General features: G+C 37.8%; 23 protein-coding genes. 12 read left to right on the top strand and 11 right to left on the bottom strand.

The window, feature by feature from the left end; genetic code table 11:
• Positions 1-39: 39 nt before the first annotated feature.
• From LV704_RS12360 to LV704_RS12345, 4 genes are all read left to right on the top strand, one after another.
• Positions 40-480 carry a hypothetical protein gene (locus tag LV704_RS12360; RefSeq protein WP_163423618.1) on the top strand — a complete coding sequence of 147 codons (441 nt, stop codon included), beginning with the start codon at positions 40-42 and terminating at the stop codon, positions 478-480.
• Positions 481-491: 11 nt separating this feature from the next.
• Positions 492-1,379 (top strand): cyclopropane-fatty-acyl-phospholipid synthase family protein, encoded by an 888-nt coding sequence (locus tag LV704_RS12355; RefSeq protein WP_163423619.1) that lies wholly within the window; start codon positions 492-494, stop codon positions 1,377-1,379.
• Positions 1,380-1,590: 211 nt separating this feature from the next.
• Positions 1,591-2,145 (top strand): sigma-70 family RNA polymerase sigma factor, encoded by a 555-nt coding sequence (locus LV704_RS12350; protein ID WP_163423620.1) that lies wholly within the window; start codon positions 1,591-1,593, stop codon positions 2,143-2,145.
• A 2-nt stretch (positions 2,146-2,147) separates the two neighbouring features.
• Positions 2,148-2,378, top strand: coding sequence for a hypothetical protein (locus LV704_RS12345; protein ID WP_163423621.1), 231 nt, complete (start codon positions 2,148-2,150; stop codon positions 2,376-2,378).
• Here the strand turns inward: LV704_RS12345 and LV704_RS12340 are convergent.
• A complete protein-coding gene (locus LV704_RS12340; RefSeq protein ID WP_163423622.1) occupies positions 2,375-3,199 on the bottom strand; it encodes a hypothetical protein in 825 nt (274 codons plus the stop codon). The two genes, LV704_RS12345 and LV704_RS12340, sit on opposite strands and share 4 nt — an antisense overlap.
• Before the next feature lie 125 nt (positions 3,200-3,324).
• On the opposite strand from LV704_RS12340, the gene gcvP reads away from it, so the two are divergent.
• The 4 genes from gcvP (at position 3,325) to LV704_RS12320 (ending at position 8,821) form a co-directional block, all read left to right on the top strand.
• The gene (gcvP, locus tag LV704_RS12335; RefSeq protein ID WP_163423657.1) at positions 3,325-6,165 is read left to right on the top strand and encodes an aminomethyl-transferring glycine dehydrogenase; all 2,841 of its coding nucleotides are present in this window, start codon (positions 3,325-3,327) and stop codon (positions 6,163-6,165) included.
• Positions 6,166-6,328: 163 nt separating this feature from the next.
• Entirely contained in the window at positions 6,329-7,387 is a 1,059-nt protein-coding gene (locus LV704_RS12330; protein ID WP_163423623.1) for a 3-oxoacyl-ACP synthase III family protein, read from the top strand.
• Entirely contained in the window at positions 7,388-7,909 is a 522-nt protein-coding gene (locus LV704_RS12325; RefSeq protein WP_163423624.1) for a class I SAM-dependent methyltransferase, read from the top strand.
• Between the two features lie 66 nt (positions 7,910-7,975).
• On the top strand, positions 7,976-8,821 hold the full coding sequence (locus LV704_RS12320; protein WP_163423625.1) for a glycosyltransferase family 2 protein: 846 nt from the start codon (positions 7,976-7,978) through the stop codon (positions 8,819-8,821).
• Between the two features lie 56 nt (positions 8,822-8,877).
• On the opposite strand, the gene pafA is transcribed toward LV704_RS12320, so the two are convergent.
• Positions 8,878-10,548: an alkaline phosphatase PafA gene (pafA, locus tag LV704_RS12315; protein WP_163423626.1), complete on the bottom strand. Its 1,671-nt coding sequence runs from the start codon at positions 10,546-10,548 to the stop codon at positions 8,878-8,880.
• Between the two features lie 118 nt (positions 10,549-10,666).
• Here pafA and LV704_RS12310 point away from each other — a divergent pair, with 118 nt between their 5' ends.
• Positions 10,667-11,404 carry an ABC transporter permease gene (locus LV704_RS12310; RefSeq protein ID WP_163423627.1) on the top strand — a complete coding sequence of 246 codons (738 nt, stop codon included), beginning with the start codon at positions 10,667-10,669 and terminating at the stop codon, positions 11,402-11,404.
• On the top strand, positions 11,404-12,171 hold the full coding sequence (locus tag LV704_RS12305; RefSeq protein WP_163423628.1) for an ABC transporter ATP-binding protein: 768 nt from the start codon (positions 11,404-11,406) through the stop codon (positions 12,169-12,171). The genes LV704_RS12310 and LV704_RS12305 overlap by 1 nt, the downstream gene beginning before the upstream one ends.
• 17 nt (positions 12,172-12,188) lie before the next feature.
• Here LV704_RS12305 and LV704_RS12300 read toward each other — a convergent pair whose 3' ends face one another.
• From LV704_RS12300 to LV704_RS12290, 3 genes are read right to left on the bottom strand one after another with little or no spacing between them, the layout of a single operon-like run.
• Complete coding sequence (locus LV704_RS12300) at positions 12,189-13,643, bottom strand: DUF389 domain-containing protein (protein ID WP_163423629.1); 1,455 nt, start codon at positions 13,641-13,643, stop codon at positions 12,189-12,191.
• A gap of 2 nt (positions 13,644-13,645) precedes the next feature.
• Positions 13,646-14,725 (bottom strand): mannose-1-phosphate guanylyltransferase, encoded by a 1,080-nt coding sequence (locus LV704_RS12295; RefSeq protein WP_163423630.1) that lies wholly within the window; start codon positions 14,723-14,725, stop codon positions 13,646-13,648.
• A 20-nt stretch (positions 14,726-14,745) separates the two neighbouring features.
• Positions 14,746-15,369 carry a SprT-like domain-containing protein gene (locus LV704_RS12290; RefSeq protein ID WP_163423631.1) on the bottom strand — a complete coding sequence of 208 codons (624 nt, stop codon included), beginning with the start codon at positions 15,367-15,369 and terminating at the stop codon, positions 14,746-14,748.
• A 125-nt stretch (positions 15,370-15,494) separates the two neighbouring features.
• Here LV704_RS12290 and LV704_RS12285 point away from each other — a divergent pair, with 125 nt between their 5' ends.
• The gene (locus LV704_RS12285; RefSeq protein ID WP_205597907.1) at positions 15,495-16,154 is read left to right on the top strand and encodes a methyltransferase domain-containing protein; all 660 of its coding nucleotides are present in this window, start codon (positions 15,495-15,497) and stop codon (positions 16,152-16,154) included.
• 10 nt (positions 16,155-16,164) lie between these two features.
• Here LV704_RS12285 and LV704_RS12280 read toward each other — a convergent pair whose 3' ends face one another.
• The 6 genes from LV704_RS12280 to porV all read right to left on the bottom strand — a co-directional run bounded on the left by LV704_RS12280 (position 16,165) and on the right by porV (position 22,457).
• A complete protein-coding gene (locus tag LV704_RS12280; RefSeq protein WP_163423632.1) occupies positions 16,165-16,842 on the bottom strand; it encodes an SDR family oxidoreductase in 678 nt (225 codons plus the stop codon).
• Positions 16,843-16,897: 55 nt separating this feature from the next.
• Positions 16,898-17,935 (bottom strand): M28 family peptidase, encoded by a 1,038-nt coding sequence (locus tag LV704_RS12275; protein WP_163423633.1) that lies wholly within the window; start codon positions 17,933-17,935, stop codon positions 16,898-16,900.
• A 94-nt stretch (positions 17,936-18,029) separates the two neighbouring features.
• Complete coding sequence (locus LV704_RS12270) at positions 18,030-19,661, bottom strand: pyruvate dehydrogenase complex dihydrolipoamide acetyltransferase (protein WP_163423634.1); 1,632 nt, start codon at positions 19,659-19,661, stop codon at positions 18,030-18,032.
• Between the two features lie 4 nt (positions 19,662-19,665).
• The gene (gene pdhA, locus LV704_RS12265) at positions 19,666-20,664 is read right to left on the bottom strand and encodes a pyruvate dehydrogenase (acetyl-transferring) E1 component subunit alpha (protein WP_163423635.1); all 999 of its coding nucleotides are present in this window, start codon (positions 20,662-20,664) and stop codon (positions 19,666-19,668) included.
• Between the two features lie 81 nt (positions 20,665-20,745).
• Positions 20,746-21,237 carry a cytidine deaminase gene (gene cdd, locus LV704_RS12260; RefSeq protein WP_163423636.1) on the bottom strand — a complete coding sequence of 164 codons (492 nt, stop codon included), beginning with the start codon at positions 21,235-21,237 and terminating at the stop codon, positions 20,746-20,748.
• Positions 21,238-21,311: 74 nt separating this feature from the next.
• A complete protein-coding gene (gene porV, locus LV704_RS12255; RefSeq protein WP_163423637.1) occupies positions 21,312-22,457 on the bottom strand; it encodes a type IX secretion system outer membrane channel protein PorV in 1,146 nt (381 codons plus the stop codon).
• Between the two features lie 394 nt (positions 22,458-22,851).
• Between porV and gldJ the strand changes: the two genes are divergently transcribed.
• Positions 22,852-24,510: a gliding motility lipoprotein GldJ gene (gene gldJ, locus LV704_RS12250; RefSeq protein ID WP_163423638.1), complete on the top strand. Its 1,659-nt coding sequence runs from the start codon at positions 22,852-22,854 to the stop codon at positions 24,508-24,510.
• Positions 24,511-24,558 lie beyond the last annotated feature (48 nt).

The raw sequence follows: 24,558 nt of genomic DNA, 5'->3' as shown, positions 1-24,558 counted from the left end.
AAATTTCAATGTTTTCTGAAACTTTAAAAATACATAACTATGATATATAATGTTCCAAATTGGTTGATTGTTTTAGGAGGTATTGGTCAAATATTTACTGCTCTTATTTATCCATACATCAGGCATAAAGTATTTGATTGGTATAATGATGTAAAGCAGTTAAAACCATTAAACCAAGAAATTGCGAAAACATACGGCAGATATATTCAAGGTCTCAACTTTTCTTTTGGTTGTATTGCAATTCTCTTGACCAATGATTTACAAAACGGAACAAAATTGGCAATTGCCATCACCGGGTTAATAGGTGCTTATTGGATAGGCAAAGTAGCTACTCAAATAGCATATTACCCTATGTACACCATTCCTCAAAAACCATTGTTTAAAATTGGCAGCTATCTCATGAATGCCCTGTTCATTCTGTTTTCTGTGGTGTTTACCTGGTTGTTCATTAACAATTTCATCCTGTATTCTAATTCTTAAAAGCGTTTATTATGAAAGATTTAGTGTTTGAGAAGAAGTACTATCCCATTGAAGAAAAAGAAAAAAATGAGGTAGATATTATTGATTTTTATGACGAAGCCACAGAAGACTATGAGTTTTGGAGTAAGGACTTTAACATGCATTTTGGGTATTATGCTCCATTTAGAACAAATCCTTTTAAAAGAGATGAGATGCTGAATGAAATGAACAAACAAGTTTTAAATAGATTGAACTTAAATCAGGGTAAAGGACTATTGGCGGATTTAGGTTGTGGTATGGGCGGCAGTATCAGGTATGCACTAAAGAAAAACCAAAATCTTTCTGCCATAGGGGTTACATTATCAGAATTTCAAGTCAATGAAGGGAACAAACTTTTGAATGACTTAAATGCTGTTATTTTAAAAGAAAACTACAACCATACGTCTTTAGCCACAAATTCATGTGATGGAGCAATAGCAATAGAAAGCTTTTGTCATTCTGGGCATGACAAATCCTCATTTTCAGAAGCACATCGTATTCTAAAATCTGGTGGAAAACTGATTATAGCAGATGCTTTTCTAAAAAAAGAAGCTCAAGAACTTTGTCATGGAAGCGCATTTGCTTACCAAAAACTTTGCGACCATTGGAGTTTGGAAAAGTTAGGTGACATAAAAAAGGTGGCATCTGATTTGAAAAAAATAGGGTATAAAAACGTAAAGGTTGAGGACATATCATTCCGTGTTGCCCCTTCAGTACTTCATGTACCATTTGCAATAACAGGTTTTATGTTCAAAAAACTTTGGGAAAATGGGTCTCTTAAAAAGGAAAGTCTGCACAACTTAAAAGGTTCTTTTTATGCGTTGTTATCAGGTTTGCACATGCAAAGTTTTGGCTATTATATAATCACTTGTACCAAATAGGACTACTTTAGAGACAAATAGCATTCAAAAGTTTACGATATCAATGGTATACGCATAATTTTTTCGTGTTTGTTGATTTCTAAAAGTCATAACAATAAGCTAAATTTTACTTTCATGAACTTTTCGTGATACTTTTTAAAGTCGTTTGTAATAGACAAAGCATGAAATCATTAACTAAAATCTATTACATTTGGTACTTCTTGAAAAAAATATGGCAGCTTACGAACTTAAACCCGAAACATGGGTAGATCAATATGCAGATTACTTGTTCAACTTTGCAGTGGCTCGCGTCAGTGATGCGGAAATAGCAAAAGATTTAGTACAAGAAACTTTTTTTGCAGGACTTAACTCAGCTAAAAATTACAAAGGAGATGCGGCAGAACGCACGTGGTTGATAGCTATCCTAAAAAGAAAGGTTATTGATCATTACAGAAAGATAAACTCTAAAAAGGGTAAAGCAGAGGTTCGTATGAATTACAATGCTAATGCAGATTCCGAAGGTGATTGGCTAGAGGAGCAAGTAGCAGATCCTTTTAGCAAAGATGGTGACAACACATTGGAAAATGAAGAATTAGGGTTGGCCATTCAAGAGTGTATTTCAAAATTGCCTAAAAAACAATCCTTGGTTTTTAATATGAAGACCATTCAAGGAATGAGTACTGAAGATATTTGTAATGAATTAGGAATTAATCCGTCCAACTTGTGGGTAATGATCCATAGAGCGCGAACAGCCCTTATGGGTTGCCTAAATCAAAATTGGTATTAGATATGAAGATTTCATGTGATGAAGCATCGAATATATGCAACAAATCACAATATAAAGAAGCTGGATTTTGGGAAATTCTAAAACTCCGTTTGCACATTCTCTCATGTAAAGCTTGCGCAAAATTCACAAAGCAAAACACCGCGCTCACTTCTCTATGTGACCGTGCGGGCCTTAATGTACTTTCAGAAAGTGATAAAGAAGAAATGCGCAAGGATTTAGAAAAACACCTTTAATAGAGCTCATTTATCAATAAGAAAAAACTTGCCCAAAGAATAGGTATTCCTTCAACCCAAAATGAAGCGAAATAGCTATCCTCCATTTTATTTTTTAAAAGAAAAACCACTGTTAAGGGAATGGCCACAAAAAAGCGTGCTATAATTTCTCTAACAGATAATTCGTCCTTTAAAAAAGTGAGAAGAATGAATAAAACAATTAATAGAAGGCCCATTACCCGAGTTTTTTGACTCCCTATTACTTGCGGCAATGTCTTTAAACGCTTATCATCCCATTGTAGGTCCCTTATTTCAAAAGGAAGGATTAGAATCAACACAAGAACAAATCTTTGGCTGAACAAAACCCACAAATCCCAGGTAATGGGAGTTTTGGATTCTAAAACAGGTAATAGTACTGTAAACCCTACCCAAACAATGGCTACAACATAAATTTTAAACCCGCCCAAGCTTCTCAAGTTTTTAGCTTTAGGCAAAAATGGAACAGCATATAAAGTTGAAAGCAGGCCTAATCCAACAACGGCCAACCAGATTTCCTTAGTAAGGTCTACTAAAAAATAAAGGGCAAATACAAAGGCCAGAAAACTAAAAATTTGAATGTTTTTATGGTAAACATTGGACACAATCAAATACTTCTTTGCCTCTACTCCATATTTTACAAAATTGTAGCAGACTATAGTGCTGCAAAAAATAAACCCAATCAAAGAAAAATCAACAGGAATGTTTAATAGAAGTACTGTTACCAAAACCAAAGAAACCACCGCCAAAGCTGTATGAATACTGGCATCTAGGTAAAAATCAAAAATGGTTCGCAACGTTCGCATTAAACAGAATCTGGTTACCAAACAAAAAGGTTGATTCATGGTTAACAACTTTGATTTGGCAATTGTCAAAATTGCTTATTTTCATTGAATTAATCCCTAATTTTGTGGACTTTATTGAATTGAATATGAATACAGAAGTGTTTGCCTCAAGGCATATTGGGATTACAGAAAGAGACCTCCAATCTATGTGTGAAACGGTTGGTGCAGAAAACTTGGAACAGTTGATTTATGAAACCATTCCGGATGATATCAGGCTCAAAGAACCATTGAAACTCCCTCAAGGTATAAGCGAGCATGAATTTTTGACACACCTTCAGGAATTATCTGAGAAGAACAAGGTTTTCAAATCCTATATTGGTTTGGGGTATCATGAAAGCCTGACTCCCTCTGTAATCAAAAGAAATATTCTTGAAAATCCAGGGTGGTATACGGCCTATACGCCATACCAGGCGGAGATTGCACAAGGACGTTTAGAAGCTTTGTTGAATTTCCAAACGATGGTGTGTGATTTAACAGGAATGGAATTGGCAAACGCATCTCTATTGGATGAGAGTACTGCAGCAGCCGAAGCTATGACCATGCTTTTTGACATTCGTTCAAGACAACAAAAGAAAAATGGCACATTAAAGTTTTTTGTTTCTGAAGAAGTACTTCCCCAAACATTGAGCCTACTCCAGACAAGATCTACACCTTTAGGAATAGAGTTGGTCATTGGAAACCATGAAGAATTTGATTTCTCAAATGGTTTCTACGGAGCTTTATTGCAATATCCGGGCAAGCATGGACAGGTGCATGATTATGCTGAATTTGTGCAAAAAGCCAAAACCAATGATATCAAAGTTGCTGTAGCAGCAGATATCTTAAGCCTAGTATTACTTACACCTCCCGGAGAATGGGGAGTGGATGTGGTAGTGGGCACCACGCAACGCTTCGGAATTCCATTGGGATATGGTGGGCCTCACGCAGCCTTTTTTGCTACAAAAGAAGATTATAAAAGAAATATTCCCGGTAGAATTATTGGGGTTACAAAAGATACTGATGGCAATCCTGCGTTGCGTATGGCATTGCAGACAAGGGAACAACACATAAAAAGAGACAAAGCCACTTCCAACATCTGTACAGCACAGGTATTATTGGCGGTAATGGCTGGAATGTACGCTGTTTATCATGGCCCTAATGGATTAAAATATATTGCAAACAAGGTTCATGCCCAAACCAAAGTGCTTTCTCAAACCCTTGAAGCATCTGGTTTTAAACAAACCAACACTGCATTTTTTGATACAATAAATGTTAGTGTACCAGATGCAAAACAGCTTAGGGAAGTAACAGAAAGCAAAGGCATAAATGTAAACTACATTGATACTGAAACGGTATCAATTTCCTTGAATGAAGCTTTCTCGGATAATGATTTCAAACTTTTAGTTTCTTGTTTTACGGAGTCCCAAGTTATTTCTCAGACAACGGACATAAAAGTAGCTATCCCTAACACATTACAACGTCAAACTCCCTTTTTAGAACACGAAGTTTTCAATTCGTATCATTCCGAGACTGAGTTGATGCGCTACATTAAAAAATTGGAGCGCAAGGATTTGGCATTAAACCACTCCATGATTTCTTTGGGTAGTTGCACAATGAAATTGAATGCTGCTTCAGAAATGCTCCCGTTGAGTTGGGCAAATTGGGGAAACATTCATCCCTTTGTACCATTAAATCAAGCAGAAGGATACCAAGAAGTTCTAAAAGAACTTGAAGAACAATTAAATGTGATTACCGGTTTTGCAGCTACATCATTACAACCAAATTCTGGAGCGCAAGGAGAATATGCTGGATTAATGACCATAAGGGCCTATCATGCATCTAGAGGAGAAGGACACAGGAACATCTGTATCATTCCTGCATCTGCACATGGAACCAATCCAGCTTCCGCAGTTATGGCAGGCATGAAAGTAGTAGTCACCAAAACTGACGAAAAAGGAAATATTGATGTTGTCGATTTAGAAGAAAAAGTTCAGTTGCATTCAGAAAACCTTGCGGCCTTAATGGTAACATACCCTTCAACTCATGGGGTATTTGAATCTTCTATAATTCATATAACCAAGTTAATCCATGAGCACGGCGGGCAAGTCTACATGGATGGTGCCAATATGAATGCCCAAGTAGGCTTAACCAATCCAGCGGTTATTGGAGCAGATGTATGCCACCTTAACCTTCATAAAACCTTTGCCATCCCACATGGTGGTGGTGGCCCTGGAGTTGGCCCTATTTGTGTTGCAGAACAACTGGTGCCTTTTCTTCCAACCAATCCAGTAGTGGAAACTGGAGGAGAAAAAGCAATTACAGCCATATCAGCAGCTCCGTGGGGAAGCGCTTTGGCTTGTTTAATTTCCTATGGATATATTAAAATGTTGGGGGCCGAAGGGCTAACAGATGCCACTAGAATAGCCATCCTAAACGCCAACTACATCAAAGACAAATTAAAAGGAAAATTTGATGTGTTATACGCTGGTGAAAAGGGAAGAGCTGCCCACGAAATGATTATTGATTGTAGGCCTTTTAAGGCGCATGGAGTGGAAGTAACGGACATAGCCAAAAGGCTAATGGATTACGGATTCCACGCTCCTACGGTATCTTTTCCCGTGGCAGGAACCATTATGATAGAACCTACTGAAAGTGAAAGTCTTGCAGAACTGGACAGGTTTTGCAATGCTATGTTGTCCATACGCGAAGAAATTGATGAAGCAAGTTCAGAAGATGAACACAATGTCCTTAAAAATGCACCTCATACATTGGAAATGATCACTAGCGACACATGGGATTACCTATACAGTAGGAAAAAAGCTGCATTCCCATTACCCTTTGTTTCAGAAAATAAATTCTGGCCTACCATCCGAAGAACAGATGAAGCTTTTGGGGATCGTAATTTGATTTGTACCTGCGCACCAATAGAAGCATACGCAGAAGTGTAGCAAAACATTATATTTATTAGTAAAAGGCCTTGGTTTAGTCCATAACCCAAGGCTTTTTTTTGTTTGCAGAAATGTAAAACCAAACTTGAACATCGTAGCAATTATTATGCGTGCATAGTAACGGGAGCTGTAAACAATTATATTTAAATTTTAAAACCTCAGCATGAAAATTGGCATAACAGGCACAGGAAGTTATATTCCATCAATCGTAACAAAAAATGATGATTTTTTAGAACATGAATTTCTTGGAACGGATGGAACCACTTTTGGAAATGATAATGCCGTAATCATAGAAAAATTTAAAGCAATTACTGGAATTTCAGAAAGACGATATGCAAATCCAGAGCTAAAAACATCTGACCTAGGATACCTTGCATCAGAAAAAGCCATTGAAGATGCTGGAATTGATAAAGAAGACATTGACTATATCATTTTCGCACACAATTTTGGAGATCTGACCCATGGAAAAAATCAAGGAGATACCCTACCAAGTCTAGCGACACGGGTAAAACATCTACTTAAAATCAAAAACCCAAAATGTGTGGCTTATGACATGCTTTTTGGTTGCCCCGGTTGGATAGAAGGTGTTATTCAAGCTTATGCATTTATTAAAAGTGGAATGGCCAAAAAATGTTTGGTAATCGGTGGAGAAACACTCTCTAGGGTGTTGGACGAGCATGACCGTGACAGTATGATCTATTCAGACGGTGCCGGAGCTGCTATTATTGAGGCAAATGCAGCTTCAGGGGAAATTTTGGGACACACTTCGGCAACATACGCTAATGAGGAAGCTTACTATCTGTTTTTTGATAAGACCTACAATAACGAAGGATGTCCAGATACCCGATATATAAAAATGCATGGACGTAAAATCTATGAATTTGCATGTACCCATGTACCGCAGGCAATGGCCTCATGCTTAGATGAAAGCGGTGTTCAGATAGATGAAGTAAAGAAAATTTTTATTCATCAAGCAAACGAAAAGATGGATGAAGCCATCATAAAAAGGTTTTATCGATTGTATGATAAAGCGGCCCCTGAAGACATTATGCCCATGAGCATACATAAATTGGGTAACAGTTCTGTTGCCACAGTACCCACTCTTTATGATTTGGTGAGCAAAGGAGAATTTGAGCATCATAAAGTAAAAAAGGGAGATGTTATTATCTTTGCAAGCGTTGGCGCTGGTATGAATATCAATGCCATCGTTTATAAATATTAGATGTACGAAAACAACTTTCCAAACAAACGCTACAGGCATACCATAGCTTTTTTACAAAAACACATTAATACTTCTGAATCCATTTTAGATTTAGGGGTAGAAAATCCATTTTCTGAAATCATGAAATCCAACGGATATCAGGTGGATAATACTGGAGGCGAGGATTTGGATATTGATTTTGAAAAAGTCAGTAATTCTGAAGCTGAAGTCATCACAGCCTTTGAAATTTTTGAGCACTTGGTAGCTCCTTTTAATGTTTTGAAGGAAATAAAAGCAAAGAAACTAGTTGCAAGCATCCCCATGCGATTGTGGTTTTCATCTGCATATAGAAGTAAAACCGACCCTTGGGACAGACATTATCATGAGTTTGAAGATTGGCAGTTTGATTGGCTCTTGGAAAAGGCAGGATGGACAATTAAAGATTCTACTAAATGGACCAATCCTACTAAAAAATTAGGGATACGACCAATTCTACGGTTTTTCACCCCTAGGTATTACATGGTTTACGCAGAACGTAAATGATAGTTTAGGTCATTCAGAAATGACAAATGATTAGTTTATCTCCATTGTTTTTTGGAATTTTGACTCATGCGAATAAGCATCATCATCCCTGCACATAACGAAGCGTCCTATCTTTCTGCTTGTCTGGATTCGTTTGTTGCCCAAACCCGTACCCCAGATGAAGTAATCGTGGTAGATGATAATTCCGGTGATGCTACCTTCAAAATTGCTTCAGATTATAGCGAAAGGTTTAATTGGATAACCGTTTTACAACGAAAGTCAGCAGATGAGCATATTCCAGGAAAAAAAGTGGTGGATACATTTAATTTTGGATTGAAACATGCCTCAAATTATAACTTGATAGGCAAGTTTGATGCAGATATTATTCTCCCTACCAATTATTTTGAAACCATATTAAACCATTTTCAAAGCAATTGGAAATTGGGAATGTGTTCTGGCTTACTTTATGTGAAAAAAGGAAAAGATTGGGTGTATGAGCACATTGCAGATAAAAACCATATCCGCGGTCCCATAAAATTGTACCACAAAGCTTGCTTTGCTAAAATAGAAGGTTTACGCCCCGGGGTAGGATGGGATACCGTGGATGTCCTTTTAGCAAAATACCACGATTTTGAAACCTTAACGGATTCTACATTGCATGTACAGCATTTACGCCACACCGGTCATGGTTACAGTATCAAAAACTATCAAGCTAAAGGAGAAGCGCTCTATAAAATGCGGTATGGTATTGTTCTCACCAAAATAGCGGCATTAAAAATGGCTTGGCAATCCAAAAACCCATACTTATATATTCAAATGATTCTTGGTTACCTAAAAGCCATCATCAACCAACCTGCAAGGTATGTAGATCATAAAGAAGGTGCCTTTATTAGAACATATCGTTGGAAAGGTATTTTTTCAAAGATGATCTAACTCATCAATAGCCACTATTTACTATCTCTATTCCGTGCTTCATCCATCACATTTAACTATTCCAAAACTTCACCTATCGGTTTACCTGTAGTTCCATTTGGGAATGCTATCCCCAATAAAGTTGCCACCGTAGGTGCAATATCAGGAATCTCTGTACGGTTTGTTGTACTTCCTTTTTTGATGCCATTCCCGTAAAACAACAATGGTACGTGAGTATCATAAATCATAGGTGAGCCATGGGTAGAACCAGTTCTATGATATGAGATAAAACCAGGTTTATACACGTAAATCACATCACCAGAACGTTTTTGATTCCATCCATTTTGTATAATGCTCGATATTCCTTTAGTATATTCATTTTGCCACATTTGATAACCTGTATAGGTTTTGGCAATGCCTTCATATCCCAATAATTCAAATGCAATTTCCTCTTGTACATCCTCCAAATCCATATCAAGGTTATCAATCACTTTTCTATCCAAAAAATATTGATGATTACTTATTCCCTTGACAATGTCCGTGGTTCCATATTTGTATTTTAAGAATTCATCAAACTTTTCTTTATTCGCATCCATTTCTACATATCCAGCCGGAATCTTTTGATCATTTAGATAAGCCGGAACATTGATGGCCCCGTGATCCGCTGTCAAGAATACTGTATATTGACCTTCACCCACTTTTTGATCCAGGGTGTTCAAAATTCGCTCTAAATCAACATCCAATCGTAAATATGTATCTTGAATTTCTTTAGAATTCACGCCAAATTTATGGCCAATGTAATCGGTACTGGAAAAGCTGATGGCTAAAAAATCGGTAATAGCATCGGTACCTAAACTTTCCTTTTCGAGTGCTTCTAGAGCAAAATCAGCTGTAATACTGTTTCCGTAAGGAGTGTATTTCAAAATTTCAAAATCCTTCTCTTTACTTAGCAAATTTGGTGTACTATGGGGGAAAGTCGGCGTAGTTTCATCTTCAAACAGGCCTTCATAATCATTATTATCGTTACCACTTTCCAAGTATAAATCAATATCTTTTATAGTAGTCCATGCCTTTTTGTATGCTTTTATCTTACCAGACCCATTAAAATCAGTAACCCATTTAGGAAGTTGTTGCATATAATAAGTACTACTGATCCATTTACCTTGATCAGCGCCCTCAAACCAATAAGCCGCATTGGCAGCATGTCCCCCGGGCAATACAGCACCTCTATCTTTTAAGGACACTGCAATAACTTTACCTCTTTTTTGGGTATGTAATCGTAATTGATCCGTTATGGTCGTGGTCAACATACGATGCGGAGACATTTCTCCCGCATCTGAAGAAGTACCGACAGATTGGTAGGTATCATCCCCTGCACAATACACGCTTTTGTCCTGTGTTTTATCGTACCAATTATTTCCTATTATTCCATGAGTGGCCGGAGTAGTACCCGTATAAACAGAGGCATGTCCCGGGCCCGTACTCGTAGGCGCATAATTAAAATGGTGGTCTTCACAGTTAAACCCATCATTTACCAAACGCTTAAATCCCCCTTCACCGTAGTGGTTCCAAAATCGGGTCAGGTAATCATAGCGCATCTGATCCACAACAATCCCCACTACTAATTTTGGGGAATGTGCTATTTCCTTGGGTTTTTCTGGAGTTACTTTTTTCCCTTTCCGCTGCGCAAATGAGGAGCCGGCAGTAAATAAAACAAGTAGTATAACTAAGAGGTTTGTTTTTCTCATGATTAGAATTATAGGTAAATAGCATCAAAACTATTCATTTATATTTTTAAAACTTTAAATGAAGGTTAAATACACCTCAATATTGTTATTTTTATGGCTGCAAGTCTATTTTTAGTGCATGAACTATCTTGAAGCGATTGGAAAATACTTCATCATGATATGGGAGGTTTTTAAAAAACCAACCAAGTGGCCAATCATGAGATCCCTGATTTTAAAAGAAATCGATGAGTTAATATTTGGCTCTCTGGGCATTATCATTTTTATTGCCTTCTTTATTGGAGGGGTTGTTACTATACAGACCGCCTTAAATCTTAACAGTCCGTTCTTACCTAAAAGTCTGATTGGTTTTGCCACAAGACAGTCGGTAATTCTAGAATTTGCCCCAACCTTTACTTCTATAATTATGGCCGGTAAAGTTGGTTCTTATATCACTTCCAGTATAGGTACCATGCGAGTAACGGAGCAGATTGATGCATTAGAGGTCATGGGAGTGAATTCTTTGAATTATCTGGTTTTCCCTAAAATAATTGCCATGCTAATGTATCCCTTCGCTGTGGCAATTGCCATGTATGTAGGTATTCTTGGCGGTTGGGTTGCTGCGGTTTTTGGTGGTTATGCCCCCAGCGGAGAATTTATTAAGGGATTACAGTTAGATTTTGATTCGTTTCACGTTACTTATTCTTTTATTAAAACTTTGGTTTTTGCCTTTGTTATTGCCACAGTGCCATCTTATCATGGTTTTTACATGAGAGGTGGAGCGTTAGAAGTAGGAAAGGCCAGCACAACAGCCTTTGTATGGACTAGTGTGGTAATCATTATTCTGAATTATACCCTTACACAACTAATGCTAGGCTGATGATAGAAGTTGAAAACATTCATAAATCGTTTGGAGACACCCATGTACTTAAGGGTATTAGTACAACTTTTGAAGATGGAAAAACAAATTTGGTCATTGGGCAAAGTGGTTCTGGGAAAACAGTCTTTTTAAAATGTCTACTGGGCCTATTTGAGCCCGAAGAAGGTCAAATTTGCTATAATGGGCAGTTTTATTCTGAACTATCCAATAATGAAAGGCGTGATTTAAGGCAGGAAATGGGAATGGTCTTTCAAGGAAGTGCCCTATTTGATTCCATGACCGTTGAAGGAAACGTGATGTTCCCATTGGGTATGTTCACAAAACAGTCTAAAGCTGAAATGCAAGAACGGGTAGATTTTGTTTTGGAGCGCGTAAACCTTATTGATGCTCATAAAAAATATCCTTCAGAAATTTCAGGGGGAATGAAAAAAAGAGTTGCCATTGCTAGAGCTATTGTGATGAATCCAAAATATCTGTTTTGTGACGAACCCAACTCTGGTCTAGATCCCAAGACCGCTATATTAATTGATAACCTTATCCAAGAAATAACCAAAGAATACAACATTACTACCATCATCAATACACATGACATGAACTCGGTAATGGAAATTGGTGAGAAGATTATCTTTCTAAAAGACGGTCATAAAGAATGGGAAGGCACCAATAAAGAAATCTTTAAGACTGACAATGAAGCCGTGACCAACTTTGTTTACTCTTCAGAACTCTTTAAAAAAGTACGTCAGATGTATATTGAAGAAAGGAATTAGTATTGGGCGGTGGAGTTTTATTCCACTTCTTTAACCACTAGTGTACTATCCTGAATCCTAAGTTTTAACCAAGTTGTCATCTTTTTGGCATCAATGTCTTTCTGGTTCTTTTTAATTCCATCTTTCCATTTCACTTCAAAAACAGGAACGGTGTCCAACTTATTAAAATCGGTTTGTATTTGATAGGAGAAACCCAATCCAGCAACATTTTCATAATTCGCTTTTGCCTCTGCACTTATATTTCTAAAAGGGATTTGTTTACCCGCGTTCTTGGTCAAACTGGCAACTTCCTCTTCCAACAATCTTATCTGCTCATCTTTGTTTAAAAGCTCAGCCTTATTTTTTTCATAAAGCTCGCTAACATAGTTGAACTTCTCTTGAGAATCATCCTTACCTCCCTGTAAAATTCTGAACTCAGCATCTTTTAACCTTGAATACTCATTCTTTTGCACTCTCCATGTATTGATGATGTTTTCTGGTATTAACTCATCTCCCATACAGACCAATTCTATTAGAGGTGTTCCATCATCCACATACTGAATTTTGGTAAGGTTATCCACATAACGACCCGATGCGGTAAATTGATATACCTCAATCGTCTCTTGTAAAAATTCCTGCGCCTGTTTTTTAAACAACGATTCCTGGAATACCTGGTAAAAGGTAAATCCTGCAGGAATCATAACCAAAATACCGGTAATTGAAGCTACTCGTGCTATAAATCGCCGCCTTTGGGAATTTGCATAGCGCACCATTGGAAACCTTAAGAACTTGATTACCAAAAAAGTGGCCAAACCAATAAAGATGGTATTTATGGTAAACAAATACATAGCACCCGCTGCATACCAAGGTTTGCCTATGGCCAACCCAAAACCTACCGTACATAATGGTGGCATAAGCGCGGTTGCAATGGCAACACCAAAAATAACACTGGCTATGGTTCCTTTTTTAGCTCTGGCAATCACTAAGGCCAATCCACCAAAAAATGCTATTAGAACATCCCTAATATCTGGTTTAGTTCTTGCTAAAAGTTCTGAAGATTCATCACGTAGTGGAAACAGGTAAAAAAACAAGAAAGCCGTAATTACACTCAACACTACCATCACCGCGAAGTTTTTCATCGATCTGCGTAGTGTATCAATATCGTTAATTGCCAAAGAAAGCCCCATGCCTAAAATGGGTCCCATTAAAGGCGAAATCAACATCGCTCCAATAACAACGGCTGTAGAGTTTGCGTTAAGCCCTATGGATGCAATAAAGATGGAACAGATAAGGATCCAGGAAGTATGCCCTTTAAAAGGAATATCTGCGATTATGGATTCTTTAGTGGCAACAGCATCAGTATTTGTTCTTATTTCCAGAAGTTCGGAAAGAAACTTGCGCACGCTGCCCAGTAGCCCTTTAAAGTCTTTTTTTACTTCATCCCCACTATCTTGATTGGGAGTATCGTTCCCTCCAAACAAATGTTCACTCATATTTATGTGTATTGCTCGCCAAATTCTTCTTTTACCTGACCAAGCACTGTCTTAATGTCCTGTTGTTTAGATTTTGGGTAGATAAGCAGAACTTCTTCTTTGTCTACTATAATGTAATCCTCCAATCCATCAACAACAACAATTTTTCCTTTGGGGGAACGAATCATGTTTCCTTTAGCGTCTTGCAAGAGTACTTTGCTATTGACCACGGCATTCTCCGCTTCATCTTTGTCCAATTTATCATAAAGAGCACCCCATGTCCCCAAGTCATTCCAATCAAAAGTAGCAGGTAGCGTAAAAATGGATTTAGATTGCTCCAATATAGCATAATCTATTGAAATGTTTTCCGCCTTGGCATAGTTTTCCTCGATAAATGACTTCTCATCAACAGTATTGTAGCATGAAATTCCATCTTGAAACAACTTAAATTGATCAGGTTGAAGGTTCTTGAAAGCATTTACAATTGTAGATACACTCCACATAAATATTCCAGCATTCCAAAGAAAATTACCTTGCTCCAAAAACTCCTTTGCCGTTTCGTAGTCTGGTTTCTCCCTAAATTGAGACACTTTTTTTAGTTTTTCGTCACTCCCTTTTTCAAATTCAATATAACCAAAACCAGTGTTGGGAAATGTAGGTTGAATACCCAATGTGCAAAGCACCTCTTCTTTCTCACATTTATCAAAACACGCCTTAACATCATCTTCAAAGGCCTGCTCATCTTCAATCCAATGATCACTTGGAGCCACAATCATTACCGCATTTGGGTTCATTTTCTGAATTTTCAAAGAAGCATACAAAATACATGGCGCTGTATTTCTCATTGCAGGTTCTAAAACAACCTGTTCTTGTTTAACCATGGGCAGCTGTTCCAAAACCAAACTGTTGTAACGCTCATTGGTAAGAATTAAAATATTCTCCGTAGGAATGAACCGGTTAAGACGGTCAAATGTTTTCTGAATCAGCGTTTTACCTGTGCCCAACATATCATGAAACTGTTTGGGGTAAGACGATGTACTTACAGGCCAGAACCGGGAACCTACCCCTCCAGCCATTAATACTGCATAATAGTCCTTGTTCATGTTCATTATATATTTTTATTTTAAAATGGCGGCTCTATGTGGGCATCCTGAATCAATTCGACCTCCGCGTTGGGTTGGAACAAATATAATCTACCTGTTGACAATTCGATGCACTCATAACGTTTTACTCTTTTTTTTCCTTTTTTAAACAAGCGGCCGTTATACAACCTAAAAGTACTACCCATTGGCAATTCAAATACGTAACTGTTTTTTCTTTCTTCTACATCAAAAGTTTTTAGCGCTATTGACAAACGTGCATCTGTACTACTGCTAGCTTTTGGGTTTTTAAAGTGATTGGCTATGACAGGCAATAATTTAGAAGGAAAGACCTCCGGTCTTATAAAAGGAATTATTAAATGTTGAAACGTCCGCTTCCATTCAATTCCATGGGGCTTAATAAAACGTCCATATTTTTCAAAAGCAACCAAGTGGGCAATTTCATGCACCAGTGTAATCAAAAAACGATATTTGTTTAATGAAGCGTTGACGGTAATTTGGTGTAATCCATTGGGCAATTTCCTATAATCACCATGACGGGTCACCCTATGGTTAACAATTTTCAAGTGCACCCCATGTTGTTTTATCAAGGCAAAAGAGGGCGCAACTGCAAGCTCTGGAAGGTATTTTTGTAGGACATCATCCATCTAGTCAAAAATAGTTTATTTGAAAATCATCATGCAATCTAAATAGTATCATAAAAATACCTTATTATCTCTTTGGTGGGAAACAGAAGTATAACTACTTTTCCCCAGTTAAAAATCATAAAAACATGAGCAAAATACTGCAAATGCTTTCATCTCTTTTCAAAAAAAAGGGCCCAACAAATATTGAGTTTGAAACGTCCAGGCAATACTGGGAAGATCGCTACAACAGTGGTGGTAATTCAGGAGCAGGGTCTTATAATAGACTTGCTGAGTTTAAGGCTGAAATCATCAATCAATTTGTTGCTGAAAACAATGTGGAAACGATTGTAGAGTTTGGTTGTGGTGATGGAAACCAATTGAAGCTTTTTAAATTTAAATCCTACACGGCTTATGATGTAAGCAATACAATTATTGAAAAGTGTAGGGAAATGTTCAAAAATGACACTTCTACTTCATTCTTTCATGTTAGCGAATACCAACAACAGATATTTGACCTTTCGCTTAGTCTAGACGTTATTTATCACTTGATTGAGGATGAAACCTTTTATGAATACATGAACAATTTGTTCAATGCGTCTTCAAATTATGTTATTGTCTACGCTTCAAACACCACGGAAAATGAAAAAACGGCCGTACATGTAAAACATAGAAAATTTACAGATTGGGTAGAAAAACACAAGCCCAATTTTAGGTTGATCGAACACATTCCCAATAAATTTCCTTTTGATGAAAAAAACCACAAAACAACTTCATTTGCCGATTTCTATATTTATAAGAAAGGATAATTCAAAAAAATCAGGGTGTTGAAGAGGATACCGGCAACAGTTTTCCATTATATATTTTATGGCCGGTAAGCGCAAAATCTTTAATATATGTTGCCATGTCCAAGGCGGTCACTGGAGCTTCGTAACCTGGAAAAGCTTCTTCCAACATTTCGGTTTGCACGGCTCCTAAAGCCAATACATTAAAACTGGGGCCGGTTTCTTTAAATTCTTCTGCCCAGAGTTCTGTAAGTGTAATCACAGCGGCTTTACTTGAACTATATGCGGATAGTCCTGGAAATTTCATACTGCCCTGAACTCCACCCATAGAGCTAATGGTGACCACATGTCCTGTCTTCTCCATCTTTGGCAAAACCGTTTTGGTCATTTCTGCCACCCCAAACACATTTACTTTGTACACTGCTTCAAATTCTTCTTGGGCAGTTTCTAAAAAAGGTTTGTTCAGTAAACTACCAGCATTGTTAATGAGCACATCTACAGTATTCCAGTTCTGAAGAAAAGAAGTTATTTTTTCAAAATGGGCGGAATTTCCTAGATTAAAAGAAAAACTGTGAACATTAGAAAGTTTTAGGTCAGCAACTGGCTTTTCGTTTCTAGACAGTGCTAAAACTTGATGCCCTTCATGGGCAAATAGCTTTACAAGTTCCAAACCTATGCCCCTACTTGTTCCTGTTATGATGATGTTGGCCATACAAAAGTTTTCTATTCTATTCCTTCAACAAGCTCCGGATGACAATAATGGGTTATTAATTTATCTTAATTTCTTGTCCAGATGCATTGGAAATTCCTTCCAAGACCGGTAGCATTTTGTTAACTAAGGTCGCCATATGGTCAAAATCTATAAGACTTAATTCATCCCCCACTTTATGATAGTGGTCAAAATTGGTGAAATCAAAAGTGCAATACGTATGGGATGGCACTTCAAATTCTTTGTGAAATGGGTAGTTGTCCGATCGTTGAAACAAACTATACTCTCTAGCGGTAGGTAAAAAACCAACAAGTTTTTCCTTTGCATAGCCGTTACTAATCTCTGCCAAGTTAGATTTTTTATAGCCAGTGATATAGACAAAATAGTCTTTTCCCCTAAGTGGTACTCCAGTCATCTCGAAGTTTAACATGGTGTATAAATTTAAATTCTGTGCTTTCAGCTTTTTTGCTAAATGCCCTGAACCCAACAATCCTTTTTCCTCAGCACTGAACAAAGCAAAAATCAAACTTCGTTTGTTTGTTTTTTTTGTTCCAAAGTAACGAGCCAATTCCATTACGGTAGCGGTTCCAGAAGCATTGTCATTAGCTCCATTGGCAATTGCATCTCCCTTATCAATAGTAATAATCCCTATATGATCATAATGCGCCCCAACCAAAATGTATTCGTTCTTCAATGTTGGGTCGTTTCCTTCTACAATTCCAACAACGTTATATGACGTTTTTTTATAATTAGAAAGTGTATCTCTATAGGATTTAAAATAAGGTGTAACACCATGTGCTTTGAAATGGTTTTCAATATACTTTGCTGCCATTTCAATGCCCTCGCTACCTGAATCCCGTCCTTTTAAATCATCCGAAGCCAAGTAATTCATTAACGTTTCAATCTGCTTTGCATCTGTAAACGTAGCTTCGGAATCATTTGAAACCTTTACTTCCGAAACTTCTTTAACACTACCTTTTACTCCTTCTGGGCCAGAAGGTGTGGATGGCGGATTGGCCGTTGTGGTCTCTACCAATTGGGCAGATCCACAGTTTAACAACAATGCTGTCACGAAAAGGATTAATACTTTGCTCATCTTAATTAATTTATGTTTTTAAAGATAAAAAAAGCATCCTTAAAAGGATGCTTCTATATTTAATTGTTCGTGACTACCTTTGGAACCGACTCTTTTATGCCAACATGGTAACTGGGTTCTCCAGGTAAGCCCTAAGTGTCTGTAAAAACTGAGCACCAACGGCACCATCAACCGTTCTATGATCACAAGCCAATGTAACTTTCATAGTGCTTCCAACCACAATTTCACCATTTTTTACAACCGGTTTCTCCACTATTGCCCCTACAGACAAGATTGCGGAATTTGGTTTATTGATAATTGACGTAAATTCCAATATTCCGAACATTCCAAGGTTGGATACAGTAAAGGTACTGCCTTCCATCTCATCTGGTTTTATCTTTTTGGATCTTGCCCTTCCCGCCAAATCTTTTACTGAGGCACCAAGTTGGGTTAGACTAAGGTTATCAGCAAATTTTATTACTGGAACAACCAACCCTTCATCTACTGCTACCGCAACTCCCATATGAATATGGTGTTTGAAAATAGTAGCTTCATCTGTCCATGTTGTGTTAACCTGCGGATGTTTTTTAAGTGCCATAGCACAGGCCTTTAATACCATATCATTAAAAGACACCTTGGTATCTGGCAGATTGTTTATCTGAGCTCTTGACGCTTTTGCATTGTCCATATCCACCTCTATAGTAAGGTAGAAATGTGGCGCGGTAAATTTTGATGCACCTAAGTGCTTTGTAATTGCTTTTCGCATGGAAGAGTTCTTTACTTCTTCCATACTTTCTTCTCCAACTGGCAAATTAACCGGTGCCATTGGAGCAGCTACTTCGGTTTCTGAAGGTGCAGTAGCGGCAGGTGCAACTGTAGTGGAGGGTTGATAATTCTCAACGTCTCGTTTCACAATTCTACCATGATCGCCCGAACCAGTAACATCTGATAAATTGATTCCTTTATCACTAGCGATTTTCTTTGCTAAGGGAGAAGCTAAAATACGCTGTCCGTTTTGTGAAGGAACCATTCCTGCTGTTGCTTCTTGCGTTTTAGAGGACTCGGCTACTTTTTCTTCCGCTTTTGGAGCACTATCGTTGGCACTAGAACCTGATGGAGCACTAAGTACAGCGTTCACATCTGTTCCTTCTGGCCCTATTACGGCCAAAACATCATCCACTGGTGCGGACTCTCCTTCTTTAATTCCAATATGTAATAAGACACCTGAGTAGAAAGATTCAAACTCCATAGTAGCCTTATCTGTTTCAATCTCGGCCAAAATATCACCTTCCTCTACGGTATCTCCTACCTTTTTCAACCAAGCTGCTACGGTACCTTCTTCCATAGTATCGCTTAGGCGTGGCATTGTAATAATTTCAACTCCTTCTGGAATAGCTGCAACAGCTACTGGTGTAGCTACAGATTCTTCTTTTACTTCAGGAATTACAGCTTCTTCCTTTATAACTGGAGGTGTTGCCGTTCCATTTAATAATCCAGAAATATCCTCACCATCTTCACCTATTATAGCTAAAAGTGAATCAACAGGAGCGCCATCTCCTTCTTCTACACCAATATGAAGAAGTGTTCCTTCATGAAAGGATTCAAATTCCATTGTGGCCTTGTCCGTTTCAATCTCGGCCAAAATATCACCTTCTTCAATTTTATCCCCTACTTTCTTGAGCCATTTTGCCACAGTGCCTTCCTCCATGGTATCACTCAATCTAGGCATGTTGATTACTTCTGCCATCTACTTATAATTTATGTTGTAAAAATGGATAATCTTTTTGTTCGTAAACGGTATCATACATCTGCTGTACTGGAGGGAAATCTGATTCTTCCGCAAATTTCTCACATTCTGCCACCAAATCTTTAACCCTTTTGTCAATCTCTTTAATTTGATCCTCAGACGCATGTCCTTTTTCAAGAATAATTTCTTTGACCTGGCTTATCGGATCTATTTTCTTGTACTCCTCTACTTCTGCTTTGGTACGATAATGTTGTGCATCAGACATGGAATGTCCACGATAGCGATACGTCTTCATCTCTAAGAAAGTAGGTCCGCCACCTGTGCGCGCTCTCTCTACGGCCTTATCCACTTCTTTAGCGACAATTGCAGGATCCATTCCGTCGACTGGACCACAGGGCATTTCATATCCAAGTCCCAATTTCCAAATATCTGTGGAATAAGATGTACGGGCTACCGAAGTTCCCATAGCATATCCATTGTTTTCGCAAATAAACACTACTGGCAACTGCCATAGCATAGCCAAATTGAAAGCTTCATGCAAAGAACCTTGACGAACTGCACCATCACCCATGTAACAGAGTGTTACCGCATCTCTTTTAAAGTATTTATCTGCAAAGGCCAATCCAGCGCCTAAAGGAATCTGTCCACCAACTATACCGTGACCTCCATAAAAACGATGTTCTTTGGAAAAAATATGCATGGAACCCCCCATACCTTTGGATGTGCCCGTTACTTTTCCAAAAAGCTCGGCCATTACACGCTTTGGATCAACACCCATACCAATTGGTTGCACATGATTTCTATATGCAGTAATCATTCGATCCTTGGTCAAATCCATTGCGTGCAATGAACCTGCCAAAACTGCTTCTTGGCCATTATATAGGTGAAGGAAACCCCTAACTTTTTGTTGAATATATACTGCGGCCAACTTGTCCTCGAACTTTCTCCAGAACAACATGTCCTCATACCATTTTAGGTAAACTTCTTTGGTGATTTTTTTCATCAACGGTTGTATTATATGAAATTCTCCAGCGTCGGAGAAAAGCAAAAATACATATATATCTGTTTTGTAAAAAGATTTGGTTTAAGAATCGCTCAAAAATGAACTACTAAATGCCAAAGGTAAAATGTCAGCTATGGAATCACATTTATAAATAGCCCCTATTTCGCCCCTAAGCAATATGGAAATAGGTGACTTTTGTTTCTGCTCATACTCTATTATCGATTGTCTACAATTACCGCATGGGCCAGCCGGAGAATCGACCACATAATCTTTTGAGGTTGCGCTAATGGCTATAGATTTGATGGAAATACCTGGGTATTTTGCTCCCGCCTGAAATATGGCTACGCGTTCTGCGCAAAGTCCAGAAGGGTATGATGAATTTTCTTGATTGTTACCAATGACCGTTTCTCCATTTTCCAGTAAAACCGCAGCACCTACCTTAAAATTGGAGTAAGGCGCGTATGCATTTTCTCTAGCATGTTCTGCATCACTTAACAATTTCTGTTCGTTTTGTGACAGATCTTCTTCCCTATTGTAAACGGAAAGCTCAAAACCAATATGTTGTTTCTTCATTCTGTTGTTAGGTATTGACCAAAAATAAGAAAACCTGTCGATGGACAGGTTTTCTTATAATTTTATTGTCTTTCTTAATCATTTACATACTCCTCACCAAAATTAAAGGTAAGTGAGAATCGTAATGTGTTTTCTAAAGGATTCCTAACCTGAGAAGTAGAGAATAAATAAGAAAGGTCTATCTGAGCTGCCTTAAACTTAAAACCAGCACCTAAAGTAAAGAACTGTCTTGCGCCTTTTTCCTCATTTTCATTAAAGTATCCAGCACGCAACATAAATGCTTCTTGGTATCTATATTCTGCTCCTAATGCCCAGGTAACTTCTTTTAACTCTTCTCCAAAACCATCAGGAGCATCCCCCAACGATTCAAAAGCTCCGCTTAAGAAACCTATTTGTTGGTATTCGTTGTTGTCCTCTGCAGTGATTAAGCCATCTCCTGTAAAATCCCTTGGTGTCGGCACCAAAAGTTTATTGAATTCAGAAGTAAGTCCCAATACATTGTCTTGATCTAGTATAAAATCAAAACCAGCTCCAAATTTTAAATTTGTAGGCAAAAAGTTTTCTTGACCACCAGCATCATATTGGATTTTTCCACCTAGATTAGAGATGTTAAATCCTGCTCTCCAACGGCCATCAAAACTGTTATAGGCTATTTCTCTTGAACGGAAAAAACCTGCAATGTCCACAGCAAAAGCATTGGCAGCTTGGGAATCTTGCGTTCCATCTTGAAATCTAAGGTTTGAGCTGATAAATCGTCCACCAACGGCCATAGAAAATGTTTGGCTAAGTTTTAAGGAATAAGATCCATCTATAGCAAATTCATTAGGTTTTACCAAGGTAGCATCCTCATCTATTGTCTGACGAAGTTCTATTTCTCCCAAACCGAAATAACGAATGCTTACAGCAAACGCACTACGATCATTGACCTTGTTATAAAAGTTGGCGTTTAAAAGGGAAACATCATTCACAATACTTTCCAAATATGGCGTATAACTTACTCCAATCCCCATTTTTTGGTTTGCGAAAGCAAATTTTGCTGGATTCCATTGTTGAGAGAATGCGTCAACAGAAGTTGCAACACCCATGTCCCCCATACCAGAAGCTCTTGCATCTGCAGCAATAGTCAAGAATGGGACAGCTGTTGTAATTACTCTTTCTTGTTGTGCACTTATCTGCGGGACTATGACAAGTAACACTGCCAATATCAGTAACTTTTTCATTTTTAGCGTTTAGTAAATGTTAAGGTTCAGAGCATCTAAAAAGTATAGAATACCCTTAGACGTATTACATGTAAACGAACATTTCCAAAAATTCTTGTGATTAACACCTTTTTTTTTAACCAACCTTTAAGATGACATTCATGTTCCTAGGCAAATTGGACCCTAACCTGAAAGATTAAACCGTTAAAACCCTAATCAATTCATACTATTTTTAAACCTATAGCGTTTAAATCGTAGCAAGTGTTTGTTAGATAGTTGTCATAATTATTTTGCAAGCACAAAATATTATGGTTAAAACATCGTTTTATTGCCAATACAAAGATTTTAATAAATCAAATCAAGTTAAAGTAGCTAGGGATGAAACCCTAGGTTTTAAAGTACTCAAGCCCAAATTATGAAAAAACACTTTATCAAAGTTGTACTTTCTTGCGCTGTTATAGTGGGAAGTTTTTCTAGTTGTAAAAATTCCTCATCCTCTTCTTCCAAGAATGTTTCTAGAGCCACAGGATGGAAAATAAATGCCAAAGAAGGTGGATTTCAATACAATTCTGATTTTAAGGAGCAAGTAACTCCCCCAGGAACTGTATTCATTGAAGGTGGAACATTTACCAAAGGTAAAGTTCAAGATGATATCATGCACGATTGGAACAATACTCCCACGCAACAACATGTTCAGTCATTCTACATGGATGAGACCGAGGTAACCAATGTAATGTATTTAGAGTACTTGGATTACCTTAAATCAGTATATCCTCCGGAAAACCCTAACTATAAAAATATTTATAGCGGAGCTTTGCCAGATACTTTAGTATGGAGAAACAGATTAGGTTTTAATGAAACCATGACCAATAACTATTTAAGACACCCTGCATATGCTGAATATCCAGTGGTTGGTGTAAATTGGGTTCAAGCTTCTCAATATGCGGAATGGAGAACAGATAGAGTTAATGAGGCCATGCTTGAAAAAGAAGGTTTCTTGGCTCAAGACGCAAAATACAAAGTGTTGAATGGAGAAATTGGAGGAACCTTTAGCACAGAAGCTTATTTGAATAACCCTGAATCAGTTTATGAAGGTCAAATAGATTCACTACAAGGAAAGCAGAAAAAAGATTCAATTAATTCATTTGCCAAAAGAAGTAGTGGCATCATAATGCCAGAATATAGGCTTCCTACGGAAACTGAGTGGGAATATGCGGCCCAAGCCCTTATTGGATCTAGAGAATATAACAACTACAGAGGTAGAAAGAAATATCCATGGGAAGGTGATTATACCAGAAATGGACAGCGCGTAGGTCGTGGTGATCAGTTGGCCAACTTTAAACAAGCCAAAGGTGATTATGGCGGAATAGCAGGATGGTCAGATGATGGAGCTGATATTACAGCACAAGTAAAATCATACAAACCAAACGATTTTGGACTTTATGAAATGGCCGGTAACGTATCCGAATGGGTTGCCGATGTATATCGTCCAATTGTGGATGATGAAATAAGTGACTTTAACTATTACCGTGGAAATATTTTCTTAAAGAAAGCCATTGGCGAAGACGGGAAAGTTGAAATTCTTAAAGATGAAATTGTATATGATACATTACCAAACGGTAAAATTGTAGCATTGAATCTTCCTGGAGAAATTAAAGAAGTACCAGTAGATGAGCAAGAAACTTATTTAAGAACTAATTTCTCTTCTAGTGACAACCGTGGATACCGTGATGGTGACCCAGGCTCTTCCAGGTTTTTTGAAAGATTTAGTGATGAATCTGATAGCAGAAAAATGTACGATGCTCCAAAACATAAAGTGGAGCGTGATTCCACAGGTAAAATCCTTCGTCAGTATGATACTTCCAATTACAGAACATCTTTAATTAATGATGAAGTAAGAGTATACAAGGGAGGCTCTTGGAGAGACAGAGCTTTTTGGTTAGATCCAGCTCAACGTAGATACCTGCCCCAATACATGGCAACTGACGATGTTGGATTCAGATGTGCAATGTCCAGAGTAGGTTCTAAGTCTAAAACCAAGAATAAAACCGTAAGACACAAAAAAGCAAAATAATACTTTAAATAGTATTTTATAAAAGCCCTGACTAAAATCAGGGCTTTT

The sequence above is a fragment of the Flagellimonas sp. CMM7 genome (genome assembly GCF_021390195.1).
GTDB lineage: Bacteria > Bacteroidota > Bacteroidia > Flavobacteriales > Flavobacteriaceae > Flagellimonas.
The sequence above is the reverse complement of the archived record's forward strand: the minus strand, read 5'-3'. Positions and strand labels throughout refer to the sequence as shown.